Source organism: Anaplasma bovis (genome assembly GCF_036903315.1).
GTDB lineage: Bacteria > Pseudomonadota > Alphaproteobacteria > Rickettsiales > Anaplasmataceae > Anaplasma > Anaplasma bovis.
The window spans coordinates 1-14,681 of record NZ_JAWLNY010000024.1; the positions used below are offsets into that span (position 1 = coordinate 1).

General features: G+C 43.8%; 12 protein-coding genes. 6 read left to right on the plus strand and 6 right to left on the minus strand.

From position 1 onward, the window contains the following. Positions 1 to 1,827: 1,827 nt before the first annotated feature. The 3 genes from guaB to rpmE form a co-directional block, all read right to left on the minus strand. The gene (guaB, locus tag R4I06_RS02840) at positions 1,828 to 3,288 is read right to left on the minus strand and encodes an IMP dehydrogenase (protein ID WP_334414031.1); all 1,461 of its coding nucleotides are present in this window, start codon (positions 3,286 to 3,288) and stop codon (positions 1,828 to 1,830) included. 69 nt (positions 3,289 to 3,357) lie between these two features. After that, entirely contained in the window at positions 3,358 to 4,173 is an 816-nt protein-coding gene (locus R4I06_RS02845) for an NAD kinase (RefSeq protein ID WP_334414033.1), read from the minus strand. 9 nt (positions 4,174 to 4,182) lie between these two features. Beyond that, the gene (gene rpmE, locus R4I06_RS02850; protein WP_334414034.1) at positions 4,183 to 4,404 is read right to left on the minus strand and encodes a 50S ribosomal protein L31; all 222 of its coding nucleotides are present in this window, start codon (positions 4,402 to 4,404) and stop codon (positions 4,183 to 4,185) included. A 266-nt stretch (positions 4,405 to 4,670) separates the two neighbouring features. Between rpmE and fabD the strand changes: the two genes are divergently transcribed. The 3 genes from fabD to R4I06_RS02865 all read left to right on the plus strand — a co-directional run bounded on the left by fabD (position 4,671) and on the right by R4I06_RS02865 (position 7,618). After that, entirely contained in the window at positions 4,671 to 5,645 is a 975-nt protein-coding gene (gene fabD, locus R4I06_RS02855; RefSeq protein WP_334414035.1) for an ACP S-malonyltransferase, read from the plus strand. 5 nt (positions 5,646 to 5,650) lie between these two features. Then, positions 5,651 to 6,292: a dTMP kinase gene (tmk, locus tag R4I06_RS02860; protein WP_334414042.1), complete on the plus strand. Its 642-nt coding sequence runs from the start codon at positions 5,651 to 5,653 to the stop codon at positions 6,290 to 6,292. Between the two features lie 87 nt (positions 6,293 to 6,379). After that, positions 6,380 to 7,618, plus strand: a complete 1,239-nt coding sequence (locus R4I06_RS02865) for an MFS transporter (RefSeq protein WP_334414036.1) — start codon at positions 6,380 to 6,382, stop codon at positions 7,616 to 7,618. Positions 7,619 to 8,850: 1,232 nt separating this feature from the next. On the opposite strand, the gene R4I06_RS02870 is transcribed toward R4I06_RS02865, so the two are convergent. Beyond that, a complete protein-coding gene (locus R4I06_RS02870) occupies positions 8,851 to 9,510 on the minus strand; it encodes a Tim44/TimA family putative adaptor protein (protein WP_334414037.1) in 660 nt (219 codons plus the stop codon). Positions 9,511 to 9,624: 114 nt separating this feature from the next. Between R4I06_RS02870 and secB the strand changes: the two genes are divergently transcribed. Both secB and R4I06_RS02880 read left to right on the plus strand, forming a co-directional pair. Continuing rightward, a complete protein-coding gene (gene secB / locus R4I06_RS02875) occupies positions 9,625 to 10,080 on the plus strand; it encodes a protein-export chaperone SecB (RefSeq protein WP_334414038.1) in 456 nt (151 codons plus the stop codon). A gap of 80 nt (positions 10,081 to 10,160) precedes the next feature. Then, positions 10,161 to 10,844 carry a DsbA family protein gene (locus R4I06_RS02880; RefSeq protein WP_334414039.1) on the plus strand — a complete coding sequence of 228 codons (684 nt, stop codon included), beginning with the start codon at positions 10,161 to 10,163 and terminating at the stop codon, positions 10,842 to 10,844. Between the two features lie 65 nt (positions 10,845 to 10,909). Here the strand turns inward: R4I06_RS02880 and R4I06_RS02885 are convergent, their stop codons facing one another. Continuing rightward, complete coding sequence (locus tag R4I06_RS02885; RefSeq protein WP_334414040.1) at positions 10,910 to 12,184, minus strand: M16 family metallopeptidase; 1,275 nt, start codon at positions 12,182 to 12,184, stop codon at positions 10,910 to 10,912. Positions 12,185 to 12,570: 386 nt separating this feature from the next. Here R4I06_RS02885 and R4I06_RS02890 point away from each other — a divergent pair, with 386 nt between their 5' ends. After that, a complete protein-coding gene (locus R4I06_RS02890; protein WP_334414043.1) occupies positions 12,571 to 13,974 on the plus strand; it encodes an NAD(P)H-dependent flavin oxidoreductase in 1,404 nt (467 codons plus the stop codon). 282 nt (positions 13,975 to 14,256) lie between these two features. Here R4I06_RS02890 and R4I06_RS02895 read toward each other — a convergent pair. Further along, the coding region (locus tag R4I06_RS02895) for a riboflavin synthase (protein ID WP_334414041.1) at positions 14,257 to 14,681 on the minus strand (425 nt) is incomplete at its 5' end.

Consider the following 14,681-nt stretch of genomic DNA (forward strand, 5'->3'; position numbering starts at 1 on the left):
GCGCCTGTGGTACTTTGTCTTAAGACACGGGAGAGAGGGTCGCTGCCAGCCTTTTCTTTTTAAAAGGGTTTTTCCCGACTTGAGCGCTCGGTTTTATTATGGTTCCGGGCTGTTTTTATTTCTTTTTCTTCAAAAATTGTACCCATATCAATTGACGGGCCCAAAGTTGTTGTGCCATTCCTAGCTGGATTCGCACCAGTCTTTCATAGAGCTTCTTGTCTCCGTGTGCTTACTATTGTTAGCGCTAAGAGCTGTGTTTTTTCTTCTCTTCCCACTTCTTGTGAGAAATCTACTTTTCAAGTGGTGATCCGTCTGTAATGGATTATAGGGGTTACTACGCAGCTCTTCTTCCTTGATTCGGCACCGGGTTTTATGGGGTTTGTGTATTCATTATTTTTGGTACACGCGCCGTCCTTTTTCTTGCAATACCCATCAATTAATGGAGATTTCGTACTGGGCTAAAGTTGTTGCACTACACTTTTTGTTTAATCCTGCGCCCAGTTCTTATAGGGGTGTGTTAACTGTTGAGTCTAGCACGTGCCCCCTTCTTTTTTTTTGCCAAATCTACTTTTCAAAAAGCGGAGCTCCATTTGTGATGGATTAGAGTTACTACGCAGTTCTTCTTCCTTGATTCTGCACACCGGGATTATAGGGTTTGTGTGCTCATTGTTTAGTACACGCGCCTGCAATATACACTAATCAATAGTGATCTATATGTAATGGATTAGTGTATTACACAGCTTTCTTTATTTTATTCTGCACTAAGGTTTTGTAGGTTCTGCTCATTGTTAGGAGTCCGACGTGCAGGCTTTCATTCTTTTTCTCTACAACCTACAAACACAATCTTCCGTGATAGATATTATTCGTCACTTTTTGCTTTGACTAGACTTCTGAAGATTTCTCTCTCTCTTATGTGCAAGTTTGGTTATAGACCCTACTCTTTTCTTTTTGCGTGGCCTACAAGTGGGGATCCATCTGTAAAGTACTAAGGTCTTTTAACTTTTTTGCTCAGTTCTGCGCTGAGTTTTACAGAGTTTCTTTGTCCAAAGTATGTTTTATATGCTCACTATTGAGTTGTACTGTGCCGTTTTTTCTACTTTATACGACTTGTAAACATTTATCCCAAGCATATTGCATCGCTTCTCGCTTGATGCGCACCAGTCTTTCATAGAGCTTCTTGTCTCCCCGTGTGCTTACTACTAACGCTAAGAGCTGTGTTTTTTCTTCTCTTTTCTACAGATTCACCAACCAATAGTGATTTCGTACTGGGCTAAAGAAGCTATTCAGCACTTCTTTCTTCTTGCACGGGGCTGCAGGTAAAGTTCCGTCAATCTGCGGATTTATTGCACTACATTTTTTTCCCTAACCTGCACCGAGTTCTTATAGAGTTTCTAGCCCAGGTGTGCCAGTTTTGTTGCGTGCAGAGCCTCGTCCTTTTTTTTGCAATACCCATCAATTAATGGTGCTTTCGTAGTGGGCTAAAGTTGTTGCACCACACTTTTTGTTTAATCCTGCGCACAGTTCTTAGGGGGCTGACTATTGTGAGTGCTACACGCTTATTCCTTCCCTTTTTCTTCAAGATCTTTTACTAAATTAATGTGGCCTCTATGCAGGATTAAAGTTATTACATCGTTTCTTTCTGTTACCTAGACTTCTGAAGATTTCTCCGTCTCTTATGTGCAAGTTTGGTTATAGACTCTATCCTTTTCTTTTTGCGTGGCATAAAAGTAGAGTTCCTTCTGTAATACCACATTTGTGAGGTATCAAACATGGCACTGCCTCTGTCTTGCGCGGATGCGCGCACTCGCGTAATAACACCCCGCTGTATCAATAGAATTTTTGGTAAGGAGAGTGATAATTGGGAGTTTCGTGAGTTATAGTGACATCGTGTACGTGACTTTCACTGAGGCCCGATGGGGTTATAATTACAAATTTGCAGTTACTCTTCATCTCATCAATATTTTTATTCCCGGTGTATCCCATGGAAGACTTTAATCCCCCCACTAATTGATATATCACTTCAGAAGCTGCGCCCTTAAAAGGAACTCTGCCCTCAACGCCTTCTGGGATAAACTTGCTGCTACCCTCCTGGCTATATCTGTCACTTGCTCCTTCTTGCATTGCCTTTATGGATCCCATGCCCCTGTAGCACTTATATGCACGGCCATTGTATATCACAGTGTCTCCCGGACTTTCGTCCGTGCCTGCAAAAATCGACCCTATCATAACCACATCAGCACCCGCGGCTATCGATTTTGCTATGTCCCCGGAATGCTTGATCCCACCATCAGCTATTACGCGCACACCCGTGCCCGCACACACAGCAGCGACATCCTGTATAGCAGAAAATTGTGGTATGCCAACACCAGTAACAATCCGTGTAGTGCATATGGAACCAGGTCCCATGCCTACTTTCACTGCATCAACCCCCGCTTCAATTAAAGCTCTGGCTCCGTCCGCAGTAGCTACATTTCCACCCACTACCTGAGCGTAGGGGTATAAGGATTTTATTTCACGTATTGTCTCAAGAACTCTACTAGAGTGCCCATGTGCGGTATCAACTACGATGATGTCTGCATCTGCATGTAACAGCGCCTCAGCGCGCTCTATGCCTTCTTTCGTACCCGCACCTACCGCAGCAGCAACCCTCAAACGTGCTTTCGAATCTTTGCATGAATTAGGAAACTTATTGAATTTTTCTATGTCTTTCACCGTAATTAATCCAATGCAGCGCCCTTGGTCATCCGTCACTATAAGTCGCTCTATCTTGTGCTTGTGCAGAAGTCGCATCGCCTCCAACTGGCTTATACCCTCTTTTACAGTCACAAGATCAGTTTTTGTCATTACATCACGGACCAGGCAGTCCCTGTTTTCCACAAATCTCACGTCCCTGTTTGTGATGATACCTACCAAAATGTCGTTGTCAGCGACCACAGGAATTCCGGAACAGCTGTGCCTGCACATGATTTCCAGCGCGGTCTTTAAATGTGTATCAGGCGTGACTGTAACAGGACCACACACTATCCAGCTCTCGTATTTCTTAACCTTTTGTACTTCCGATACTTGGTTTTCTATAGACAAATTCTTGTGAATACATCCTATGCCTCCGTGCTGCGCTATCGATATAGCAAGCCTGGCTTCCGTGACTGTATCCATGGCAGCAGACATCACTGGTACCTGCATTTTAATATCGCGAGTCACGTAAGTGCTAACATCCGTTTCTGCAGGCAAAATATCAGAGAATGAAGGTACAATCAAAACATCGTCGAACGAGTAGGCAGCCCTCATGAAATTTCCATAAACTCTACTGTGAGAAGTATAGAATTTTTGACAACGATGCGCAACAGTGTAAGAACACTATGTGATGAACTGTTCGGCTATCATTCTCTCTTCTAAACCATGTCCAGGATCGAACATGAGAGTGACTTCCGCGAAACAATCCTGTTTTATTTGTATATTCTGTATACTTTTGAATTCTGTATAATCTGCAACTACGCTAACTCTTCTGTCGCTTGGCATAAGGACTTCAATTTCTATGACAGCACTGTTAGGCAATAGTGCACCACGCCACCTTCTAGGCCTAAAGGAGTTTATGGATGTTAGGGATAAAACATTCGAATTAAATGGAAGTATAGGTCCCCCCGCAGAAAAGTTATATGCGGTGCTACCCGCGGGACTGGCCACTATCACTCCATCTGCAACTAGTTCTTCCATCACAACTTTATTGTCGACGGTTATTTTCAATTTTGCCGCTTGATGCGTCCCCCTGAATAGTGAGACTTCATTGACGGCAAGGGCACTGAACGAGTTACCGTCGATATCCTGTGCTGTCATGCGTAACAGCTTCAATTTGGTGGCTACGGCCTGCTCTATCTTGTTGGGAAGATCATCTTCGCTATGTGTATTAAGTAAAAAACCCACTGTGCCGTGCTTTACACCATACACAGGTATGCTCTTTTTAGCATATACCACGTGATTGTGAAGACTATGCAACATTAGCCCGTCACCGCCCACTACGACTAGCAGATCAATCTCAGCGCACGCGTCGTCCTTGAGACTTACCACATCACAAAAGTCACGCAGGCAAGCAATCTTTGACTCCCCACAGCTGTCAGACGATATGTAACCTATTCTGCGATACTTGCGATTACCCTTGGGAGCAACACACTGCACAAATCTATCTCACAGATCTCCAAACTTGCTAAGAAACTTAGCCGCGCGGCTATTCCGTGTAACCCCAGACCTAAGCCCAGGATTCCAAGCTGGGTGATTGAACCTGTCGCTTTCCAGGTGCACCCGTACCATTTCATTCTTTTTGCCACAGGTAGAGAGCATCTCCCTCTCCTCACCGTTCGTGAAAACAACAGTTATAGGATAAACCTCAGGATGTATACCTTTCTTCATAATCTCCCAACCATACGCCACAAACCCGCTGGATTCTAACAGTGTAAACCGTTCATGTCAATGCGACATCCACAGTGACATAATTATCACTGTAGATATGTGCTAATCAAAAACGCAATCTTTTCAATGCGTAATATTGCCTATGGTATTGGCATAAGTTTCCTGTATGCGTGTGTAGTTCCAGGTGCATAATTATAAATAGTTTTGACTACTTGAATTGCGTTAGGTAATAATTGCGCGTTAACGCACCTATGAAACAGGGTATTGTGACTGTTGTATTTATGTTTCCCGGACAGGGTTCTCAGTTTGTGGGGATGGGAAAGGACTTGTATGATAATTTTCCCGCAGCTCGTGATGTCTTCCGCGAGATTGATGACATCTTGGGTAGGTCGTTATCAGAAATTATTTTCCATGGTCCGGAAGAAAAGTTGACCGCAACGGACAACGCGCAGCTTTCACTGATGGCTGTTTCTGTAGCTACTGTGCGTGCTATAGAATCCATACATGGGATTAAAATCCAAGATGTAGCTGGGTACTCTGCGGGACACTCTGTGGGCGAGTACTCTGCATTACATGTGTCTGGAGTTTTGGACTTAAGTACGGTGACAAAGCTTTTGGAAGTTCGTAGTAAGGCTATGCACGAAGCATCGTGTCTTAGTTGTGGTGGGATGATAGCCTTGATAGGAGGCACTCTTGATGTGGTTTCTGAGATCGTGCGCAAGGCTTCTGAGCATGGGGTTTGTGAGATAGCTAATGATAACTGTGAAGGTCAGGTGGTGGTTAGTGGGGTGGAAGAAGCCCTATCAGTTGTACCGGAACTTGCCGCTAGCGCAGGTATAAAGAGAGCTATTAGATTGAAGGTTAGTGGCCCGTTTCACACGTCTTTAATGCGATGTGCGCATGACAGGGTAAGAGATTTTATGAATTCTGTTGACATAGGAGAGCCCAAGATTAAGGTTGTGTATAATGTTTCTGCACGTGAACATAATACGGGTTGTGAAAGCATTGTAGATCTTGTTGCGCAGCAGGTTGTTCAGAGAGTGCGGTGGAGAGAGAGCATGTTGTATCTGTTAAATGCAGGATGTTCAGAGTTCATAGAAGTGGGGCCTGGTGCGGTGTTAACAGGGCTGTTGCGTAGGATAGGTGATGGTTCTGCGCGTGGTATAAATGTCAATACTTTGGAGTCTATACACGCGCTTAGTAAGTCTGTAGCCTGTAGTGTAGGGGGGAGTCGCTCTTGAAGGGGATGCTTATCACTTTTGAGGGGATGGATGGGTGTGGGAAAACCACACAAGCCATGCTATTTGCTAGGTACCTGTCCGAGATATATGGAGAGAACAACGTTGTTCTGACGAGAGAACCAGGTGGCACGTCGTTCAATGAACTTTTGCGCGAAATGGTGCTATGCTCCACTGATTACAAAGCTGACAGTACTACAGAACTTCTTCTCTTTTTAGCTACGCGTAGGGAAAGTTTCTCTAAGATCATCAATAATGCCCTGCGTCAGAATAAGATTGTGGTAAGCGACAGGTGCATAGACTCTACAGTTGCGTATCAGGGTTATGGTCATGGTATTAGCTTGGAGCTGATAGAGCAGCTAAACGAGATTGTAACGGAAGGAAGGTCTCCTGATATTACGTTTGTTATAGATGTTCCAGTAGAGGAGTCGCTATCACGTGCTTCTCGTAATGGGTACGAGAGTAGCGATGTTGATTTCTACAACAGAGTCCGAGATGGGTTTAGGTATGTTGTAGAGAAAAACCCCCACAGGTGCAGACTCATCCAGTGTCTGGAAAGCGAAGAAGTGAACGACATATACGATGTTCACAAAAAGGTGGTTGAATTATTCAACGAACACAGAGAAGCGATGAGAGAAAATACAGAGTAAATGCTTTTTCGTGGAGTTATGTTCTGTACTAAATAACTGCTCTCAGTTATCATGAGGCCCGCAAATAGATTATGAGAGATTCACAACATGAGTAACAGTAGTGTGGGTTTTGCAAGCAGGGGTTTCTTTGCGTGGTTTCTTATCGCCATGTTCTATGCTCTACAATACATATTTCGCGTTATGCCCAACACATTTTCTGAGATTCTAATGGAAAGATATGAAGTTGGTGCTTTTGCATTAGGGCAGTTTTCTGCGCTGTATTATGTTGGTTATACTGCGGTACACATACCATTGGGAGTCCTCATAGACAGATACGGCCCTAAGAAGGTGGTGCCGATTTGCATTTTTCTTGCAGTGCTGGGAGTCGCTCCGTTGCTTGCTAAATCGTGGGAGTTGGTTCAGGTTGGAAGAGTTATAACAGGAATGGGGTCAGCAGCTGCTGCTCTGTCCATTTTCAAAGTGTCAAATATGTATTACGGCAAGAGATTTGCCATCATGACGTCTGTTGCCATGGTAATAGGATTTTTTGGCGCTATGTACGGGGGGATGCCTTTATTGACTCTGTCAGTGTCTATGGGATGGACGAAAATGATTGCGGCTATGGTAGTGCTGGGTGCCATTTTCTCCGTTTTCAGTTCAATGCTACTGTTTGATACGAGGGATGGTACATCTGCGAAGAAATATGGGGTTTACGAACAAGTAAAGTCCGTGGTCTGTAATGGGCGCTTGATAGTAATAAGTCTATTGGGAGGCTGCATGATAGGCTCTCTTGAGGGATTCGCTGACGGATGGGTAACTGCGGTATTGTCGGAGGTCTGTGGCATAGGAGAAGAAGCTGCTGCTACGCTTCCATCAACGGTATTTGTGGGTGTATGTTTAGGGTCTTTGGTATTGAGTTACATGCTTACTAAGGCGTACAACGGGTACAGCATAATAATCAACTGCGGAATGGCAAATATACTCGCGTTCGTATCAATATTGAGTGGTGGGTGCGGGACTGTGACCAAGGTATTTGTCCTACTCCTAATTATTGGCTTTTGTGCGGCTTACCAATTGGTTGCTGTGTGCAAGGCCATAGAGTACGTAGGAGAATCTGCAGTCGCTCTGGCAACGGCGGTATCAAATATGGTTATTATGGTTTTTGGGTACTTCTTTCATACTTTTATCGCGTTTGTTGTGAATACGTATTGGACAGGTGAGATAATCGGCGGACATGCACTGTATGGAAAGGAGGTACTTATCAAAGCTGTGGCGGTTGTACCTGTGTTATGTCTAATAGGTACAGTGGGATTTGGCATTCTAAAGTGGAGAGAGGAAAAACATTGATGCTACGCGGATGCAGTTTTGTAAAGGAAAGATACTCATCTGGATAGTCTGCATTCTTTAGTAGTTCTTCTACAAGTTAGATACTTGTCAAAGCTGTGACGGTTGCACATGTGTCATGCTCGCAGTGGCAAACCTACGTTTTGCTCGAACTTTGACCTGGGTGCTCGGCTGCGATGATGGTGTTTGTGTAATGCCCACACATAGGGTTTGAAATTCTGAAGTGTAAAAGGGAAAAGAAGCCGCAACGCTACGCTTGGAGCTTCGTAGAAGCGAGGTACCATTTTCTATCTGGCGAATCTGCATTCTTCAGAGTAGTTCTTCTACAAGTTAGATACTTGTCAAAGCTGTGACGGTTGCACATGTGTCATGCTTGCAGTGTACAGATCTACGTTTTGCTAGAACTTTTACCTTAGTGCTCGGCCGTGATGGGAGAATCTAATTCTTCTCGGAGTCTGCTGCAATTTAGATGCTCGGTTGTGAGGGGCCGGCATCTGCATTCTTTTCTAAGGTTCACAACTTAGGTGCCTGACTGTGGCGTGAGAATCTACGTTTTGAATGCAACTTGGGGCACTTGACTGTGGCTGTACCTGTGTAATGCCCACACATAGGGTTTGAAATTCTGAAGTGTAAAAGGTAGAAGCCGCAACGCTACGCTTGGAGCTTCGTAGAAGCGAGGCACCATTTTCTATCTGGCGAATCTGCATTCTTCAGAGTAGTTCTTCTACAAGTTAGATACTTGTCAAAGCTGTGACGGTTGCACATGTGTCATGCTTGCAGTGTACAGATCTACGTTTTGCTAGAACTTTTACCTTAGTGCTCGGCCGTGATGGGAGAATCTAATTCTTCTCGGAGTCTGCTGCAATTTAGATGCTCGATTGTGAGGGGCGGAATCTGTATTCCTCTAGAAAGTTCACTATCACAACCTAGGTGCCTGACTGTGGCTGGAGAATCTACGTTTTGAACGCAACTTGGGGCACTTTACTGTGACGATTGTACCTGTGTTATGCCTAATAGGTACAGTGGGATTTGGCATTCTAAAGTGGAGAGGAAAAGCCGCAATGCCACGCGGATGCAGTTTGTAGAGGAAAGATACTCATCTGGATAGTCTTTTGCATTCTTTAGTAGTTCTTCTACAAGTCAGATACTTACCAAAGCTGTGGCGGTTGTACCTGTGTTATACCCACAGTGGGATTTGAAATTCTGAAGTGTAAAAGGGAAAAGAAGCAGCAACGCTACGCTTGGAGCTTCGTAGAAGCGAGGTACCATTTTCTATCTGGCGAATCTGCATTCTTCTCAAAAGTCCAGTAATCCTCTACAATGTTGATCTCAGAAATGCTGCCAGAGACAATTTCCCTCTTGTCATTGCGAATTATGTTTATTTGTTGAGTTACAAACCTAACTGTGATGGATGCTACGCCGCCTACCATGCGAGCAGCATACACTTTCTGTGATACTATGCTAACTACGACATCCTCGTGGACATGTCCCGCCTCTTTGCGACGCTCAATTTCCTGCTTGAATACAGCACAAAGATCATCGCGCAATAGGGAGGACAACAATTCTACGTCACCCCTGTTTAATGCACCCATTATGACTTCAAAAGCCGCAGCTGCTCCTGTGATGAAATGCTCTACAGAAAATTCTTTATTTAGAGCCTTTAGCTCCTCCAGCGCAGGTAACACCTCGCATAGCCTATCCTGCTCACTGACGGACTCAAAAGACAAGTCAGCAGGTTTTTCATCTGTGCTACATTGGGAACCGTCGATGCAAGAGGCACTTGGCTTCAAGTACCCATCCGACAAACTTATACTACCGGGAGCCTTTCCGAAGGAACTGTATAGACGACAAAAGATAAACGCCGCAACGAATGCGTATATTACCAATTCAACCATACCAATCCACAATTTTTCACAAAGGCTATATACAAGATTACCTAACCATATTATAGTCTGCCCAGTGTTAATCAACAATTAATTGCGATATTTTTCGCCCAGAGGGTTAATGAAATGCGGCCAAAATTGAAAGTAAGGGGGCAGTATATCAAGGATTTGTCGTTTGAGAATCCTAACGCTCCCAAGGTTTTTCTTATGATTAGTAAGAAGCCACCTGAAATAAACATATCAGTTAACGTTGCTTCTGCTTCGTTGCCAGTAAAACAGGGTGATGGAGAGGAAGATGGATACGTGTATGAGGTTACTCTTAGTATAAACATTGAGTCTGTGGTTGAGAAGATTTCAGCGTTTATATGTGAAGTAAAATACTGTGGTGTCTTTTCGATAGAAGATGATACAAAACAGGAAGAAGAAGACATCAAGGAGGCTTTGCTCATAGATGCACCTAGTATCCTGTTTCCGTTTGTGAGAGAAGTAATATCTAGAATGACTTCCACTGCGGGATTTCCTCCCCTTATGTTGGATGTCATAAACTTCGAGGAAATGTATGAGAAACAGAAGAAGAGTTAGAAGTCTATAGCAAAAATTACTACTGATTGTGCAGTTTCGCTCCTGACAGTGTGTTAAAGGTTGAGTTGAGGAGAGTGGGTATGAGGTCTACTAGGATTTTGTGGTTCGTAGTGTGTGCACTTGGTTTGTGTGCAGTGTCTCTTCATTCTGCATACGCAAAAAGTGACGATAGTCAGGCCATTTCTAACGAAAGCAAAGATTCACCCAGTACTATGGAACTCTTGGGTGTTCTTCCTGACGACAGGTTTTTAGGAAGTTTGGAAGCTCCGGTTGTGATTATTGAGTATGCCTCTTTCACTTGTTCGCACTGTGCAGATTTCAGTACTAAAGTGTTTCCCAGAATCAAAAGTGAGTACGTAGATACGGGTAAAGTCTTGTACATATTTAGGGATTTTCCCCTTGATAGACTGTCACTCACTGCTGCCATGTTAGGTACATGCTATAAGGGGAGTGACAAGTTTTTCTCATACATGAAAGCAGTCTTTAGTTCGTTTGATACGTTTATAGCTACACGCAAGGATTTAGGGCTTCTATCAAACGTGGCCAAGATAAGCAACATATCCGACAAAGAATTTAAACGATGCACAACAGATGAGTCTATAATGGACTACGTTATCCAAAAGAAATTCTTGGCTGTTAGCAGGTTGGACGTGAACTCTACTCCCGCCTTTTTCATCAATGGTAACAGGTATGATGCTGCACACGATTTTCGTTCAATATCGGAAGAGATAGAAAGATATATAGCTGAGAGGTCTGGTACTTAGAACATAAAAGTAGTGTGATCACCGTGTTAGATTCTGTTGAGTTTTAGACAGGGTCGCCGCCTACGCTACGAAAGCATAGACGATATTTTCTCCCTATAACCATTCTCCAAAGGTCCAAGCTTACCTATTGCAGCGAGAGTCATGTTGGAGCGACTACTTAAAAGAAACTCCGCCGCAGATTTGACATCTGCCAGACTAACAGCGTTTATTTTTTGGATGATTTCTTCTTTGGAGATATACCTTCCATGATGAGTATAGTGGTATCCCGTTGCCTCAGATTTTGCCACTGTGCTTTCCCTAGACATAAGAACTTCTGATACAAGTTTGCTCTTCGTCCTGGTAAGCTCAGCTTCTGTCACGTCGTGAGGCAATTTTTTGAGTTCAGTCGTCACGGTTTTTATCAAGGTTGGAAGCTTCCCACTATCTGTTGCTGCATGTATAGAAAAAATCCCGCCATCAGAATAACTGATGTTGAATGAGGATATGCTGTATACAAGGCCCAGCTTTTCTCGCACCTCTTGAAATAGCCTAGAAGACAGACCATTTCCAAGTATGGAATCCAAGACCTGCATATGGTAGTACCTGTGGTCATTATAGTCTACACCTGGAAACCCGAGCATGATGTTAACCTGCTCAAGATCCCGTTCCTCAAGGTACTCACCTCCAGTATACGTTGAGGTCGTTACCGCAGCGCCCTCTCTATCTTGTACCTGTTCGAATGCTTGAGACATGCGTAGTACCTCATCGTGTGAAAGATCTCCAGCAAGGGACAGAATCATGTTGCCGCTAAAGTAATGTTTGCGCATATGCTCCACGAGATCACTTTTCGAGAAGTTTCGTACAGAATCTTCTGATCCCAAAATGGATCTGCCAAAAATTTGCCCGTTTCCATACGCAGCTTCCAGGTACTTATCAAATATGAGGCTACTGGGGGAATCATTGGTCTGGTATATTTCCTGTAGCACTACATCCTTCTCTCTTCCTATTTCTTCGTCAGGAAAGGTAGAGTTGATGATAATATCTGCAAGCACTTCTAGCGCCACTTGTGCATCATTTTTCATGACCTTTACATGGTACACAGTATGTTCTTTGTCTGTGTAGGCATTAAAATTTCCTCCTATCACATCGAAAGTTTTAGCTATGTCCAAGGCTGACCGCGTACTGGTACCCTTGAAAGCCATATGCTCTAAAAAATGAGCAAGCCCAATTTTGTCATCAGTTTCATGTCTGCTACCAGCTGCTACCCATATGTTTATGCCCACTGAGTTAACATCAGGAACTCTTTCAGATATTACAGAAAAGTTGTTTTTCAACTTTGTAACTATTGGTGTACTTGTCATGAGAAGATTATAAAAGGTCAAGAACCCTCAGGGTATAGCATTTTGCACTTCTTGTGAAAACATAAATTGTCGTCACTTCTCTGACTCGCGGGGGAACATTAGCAGTTGTGAAACGTGTGTAATTGGACTTATTTGTCTGTTTCATTAACCCACTGTAGTGACAATATATACGACTCTGTATTGCGCATAATTGTGAGTGCCGAAGAGTCACATAGTGCCGAATAGTCTGTACTTTAAGGTGCGTGCTTAGCATTCATCAAAACCTGCCTGAAATTTCATTTCAATTGACTGCAAATTCAGTAGAAGGTACACTTTAGCCCGTCTGGTGGTGCATATTTTTTATGAAATATGCAGCCTTTAGATCAAAAAAGGGGAGGGGATTTTTCTTGCTAAAAGGAATTCGAAAAGTTTGTATTTCAGGTCGTGAAGTCTGGCCTATAGTGGAAGGAGGAAAAGGCATAGGGGTAAGTAACGGCAGTACTTCAGGGGCGTTTGCAGCCGCTGATGCGGTGGGAACTTTTTCCGGCGCGAATCCCGATCTTATAGATAGCAATGGTGAACACATTCCCTTGGAGTACAAGGGGAAAACTAGATTTGAACGCAACAGAGAGCTCGTATCCTACAGTATAAAAGGTGGTATAAGCCAGGCAGAGAGGGCGTATGACGTATCTCAAGGTCGGGGCAGGATACACATGAATGTTCTGTGGGAGCAGGGCAGTGTACACGAGATATTGCACGGGATACTTAGCGGTTCTCGTGGATTAATACATGGCGTCACATGTGGGGCAGGGATGCCGTATAAGCTTGCAGAAATTGCTGCGCAGTATGGCGTTTACTATTACCCCATAGTTTCTTCGATGCGGGCATTTAAAATTTTATGGAATAGATCATACAAAAAGTTTCCTCTGGATCTGTTGGGTGGTGTTGTATACGAAGACCCATGGATGGCTGGGGGCCACAATGGACTAAGCAACAGTGAATCTCCTGATATGCCAGAATCTCCATTTGAAAGGGTAGCTGAGATCAGAACGTTTATGAACGAAGTGGGCATGAACGACGTGGTTCTAATCATGGCTGGAGGCGTGTGGCACCTAAAAGATTGGGAGTCTTGGCTAGAAGATGAGCGTATAGGCAACATAGCGTTTCAGTTTGGAACAAGACCTCTTGTTACTGTGGAGAGTCCGATCTCAGATTCCTGGAAAAAAAGGCTCCTGTCGCTAAATGCGGGCGATGTTTATCTTAACAAGTTCAGTCCTACAGGGTTTTATTCTTCTGCAGTGGAGAACGAGTTCATAAGTGAGCTGCAGGGGAGAAATGAGAGGCAAGTGCCTTTCAGCGATGAGTGCGAAGGAGATTTTGACACTGAAATTGTGTACGGAGTAAGAAATCGCAAATTGTACATCAAATCTTCGGACAAAGAGCGAGTTGATGCGTGGATGTCTGCGGGGTTCAATTCTTTGCTCAAGACACCTGGAGATACAGTAATTTTTGTGACTGAGCAGAAGGCTAGAGAAATTCATGCAGATCAAGTTGGGTGCAAGGGATGTCTGAGCCATTGCAAGTTTAGTAACTGGAAAGACCATGGGGAATATAACACCGGCGTGAAGCCGGATCCAAGGAGTTTCTGCATTCATAAAACTCTTCACAGCATTGCCCATGATGGAGATTGTGAGAGGGAGCTCATGTTTTCCGGGCACAATGCGTACAAATTCGGGAAAGACGAGTTCTACTGTAACGGGTACATACCCACGGTGAAAGAGTTAGTTAACAGGATTCTCAGCGGGTATTAGCCCATCGTAGACATTTGTCGCGCAATCTGCAAGAGGAAGCTGCCCACATGATGGTAGAGCAGGCCTTATTCTGTGGCATTGCGTTGCTGCAGAAGTGTTTCCAAGTACCTTGCAACTGGATCTGTTTTTATGTTTATCTTATCGCCAATTTCTTCATACTGTAACGTATACATACCTACTAAAAGAGTTAGTTAACAGGATTCTCAGCGGGTATTAGCCCATCGTAGACATTTGTCGCGCAATCTGCAAGAGGAAGCTGCCCACATGATGGTAGAGCAGGCCTTATTCTGTGGCATTGCGTTGCTGCAGAAGTGTTTCTAAGTACCTTGCAACTAGATCTGTTTCTATGTTCATCTTATCTCCGATTTCCCTATACTGAAGAGATGTGTTTTGCCAAGTATATGGAACGATATTCACTTTGAGTGAGGTGTTTTCTGTAGAATTCACAGTTAGAGAAACTCCATCAAGAGATATAGAGCCCTTTCTAGAGATGTACTTTGCCATAGATGGAGGGTAACTTATTTCCAATATGTACGAACCAGCGACTCGAGCAATGGATGATACGGTTCCAATCCCGTCTACATGCCCCTGAACCATGTGTCCATGCAATGGATCCCCCACTTTCAGGGAAGATTCCAGATTTATTTTCATACCTGGTTTCCAAAATTGCAAATTTGTTGAGTGCAAAGTGACATTAGAGATATTCA

Coding starts and splice junctions, on each gene's coding strand:
- guaB (WP_334414031.1), bottom strand. CDS start 3,288: ATGAGGGCTGCCTACTCGTTCGACGATGTTTTGATTGTACCTTCATTC.
- rpmE (WP_334414034.1), bottom strand. CDS start 4,404: ATGAAGAAAGGTATACATCCTGAGGTTTATCCTATAACTGTTGTTTTC.
- tmk (WP_334414042.1), top strand. CDS start 5,651: ATGCTTATCACTTTTGAGGGGATGGATGGGTGTGGGAAAACCACACAA.
- R4I06_RS02865 (WP_334414036.1), top strand. CDS start 6,380: ATGAGTAACAGTAGTGTGGGTTTTGCAAGCAGGGGTTTCTTTGCGTGG.
- R4I06_RS02870 (WP_334414037.1), bottom strand. CDS start 9,510: ATGGTTGAATTGGTAATATACGCATTCGTTGCGGCGTTTATCTTTTGT.
- secB (WP_334414038.1), top strand. CDS start 9,625: ATGCGGCCAAAATTGAAAGTAAGGGGGCAGTATATCAAGGATTTGTCG.
- R4I06_RS02880 (WP_334414039.1), top strand. CDS start 10,161: ATGAGGTCTACTAGGATTTTGTGGTTCGTAGTGTGTGCACTTGGTTTG.
- R4I06_RS02885 (WP_334414040.1), bottom strand. CDS start 12,184: ATGACAAGTACACCAATAGTTACAAAGTTGAAAAACAACTTTTCTGTA.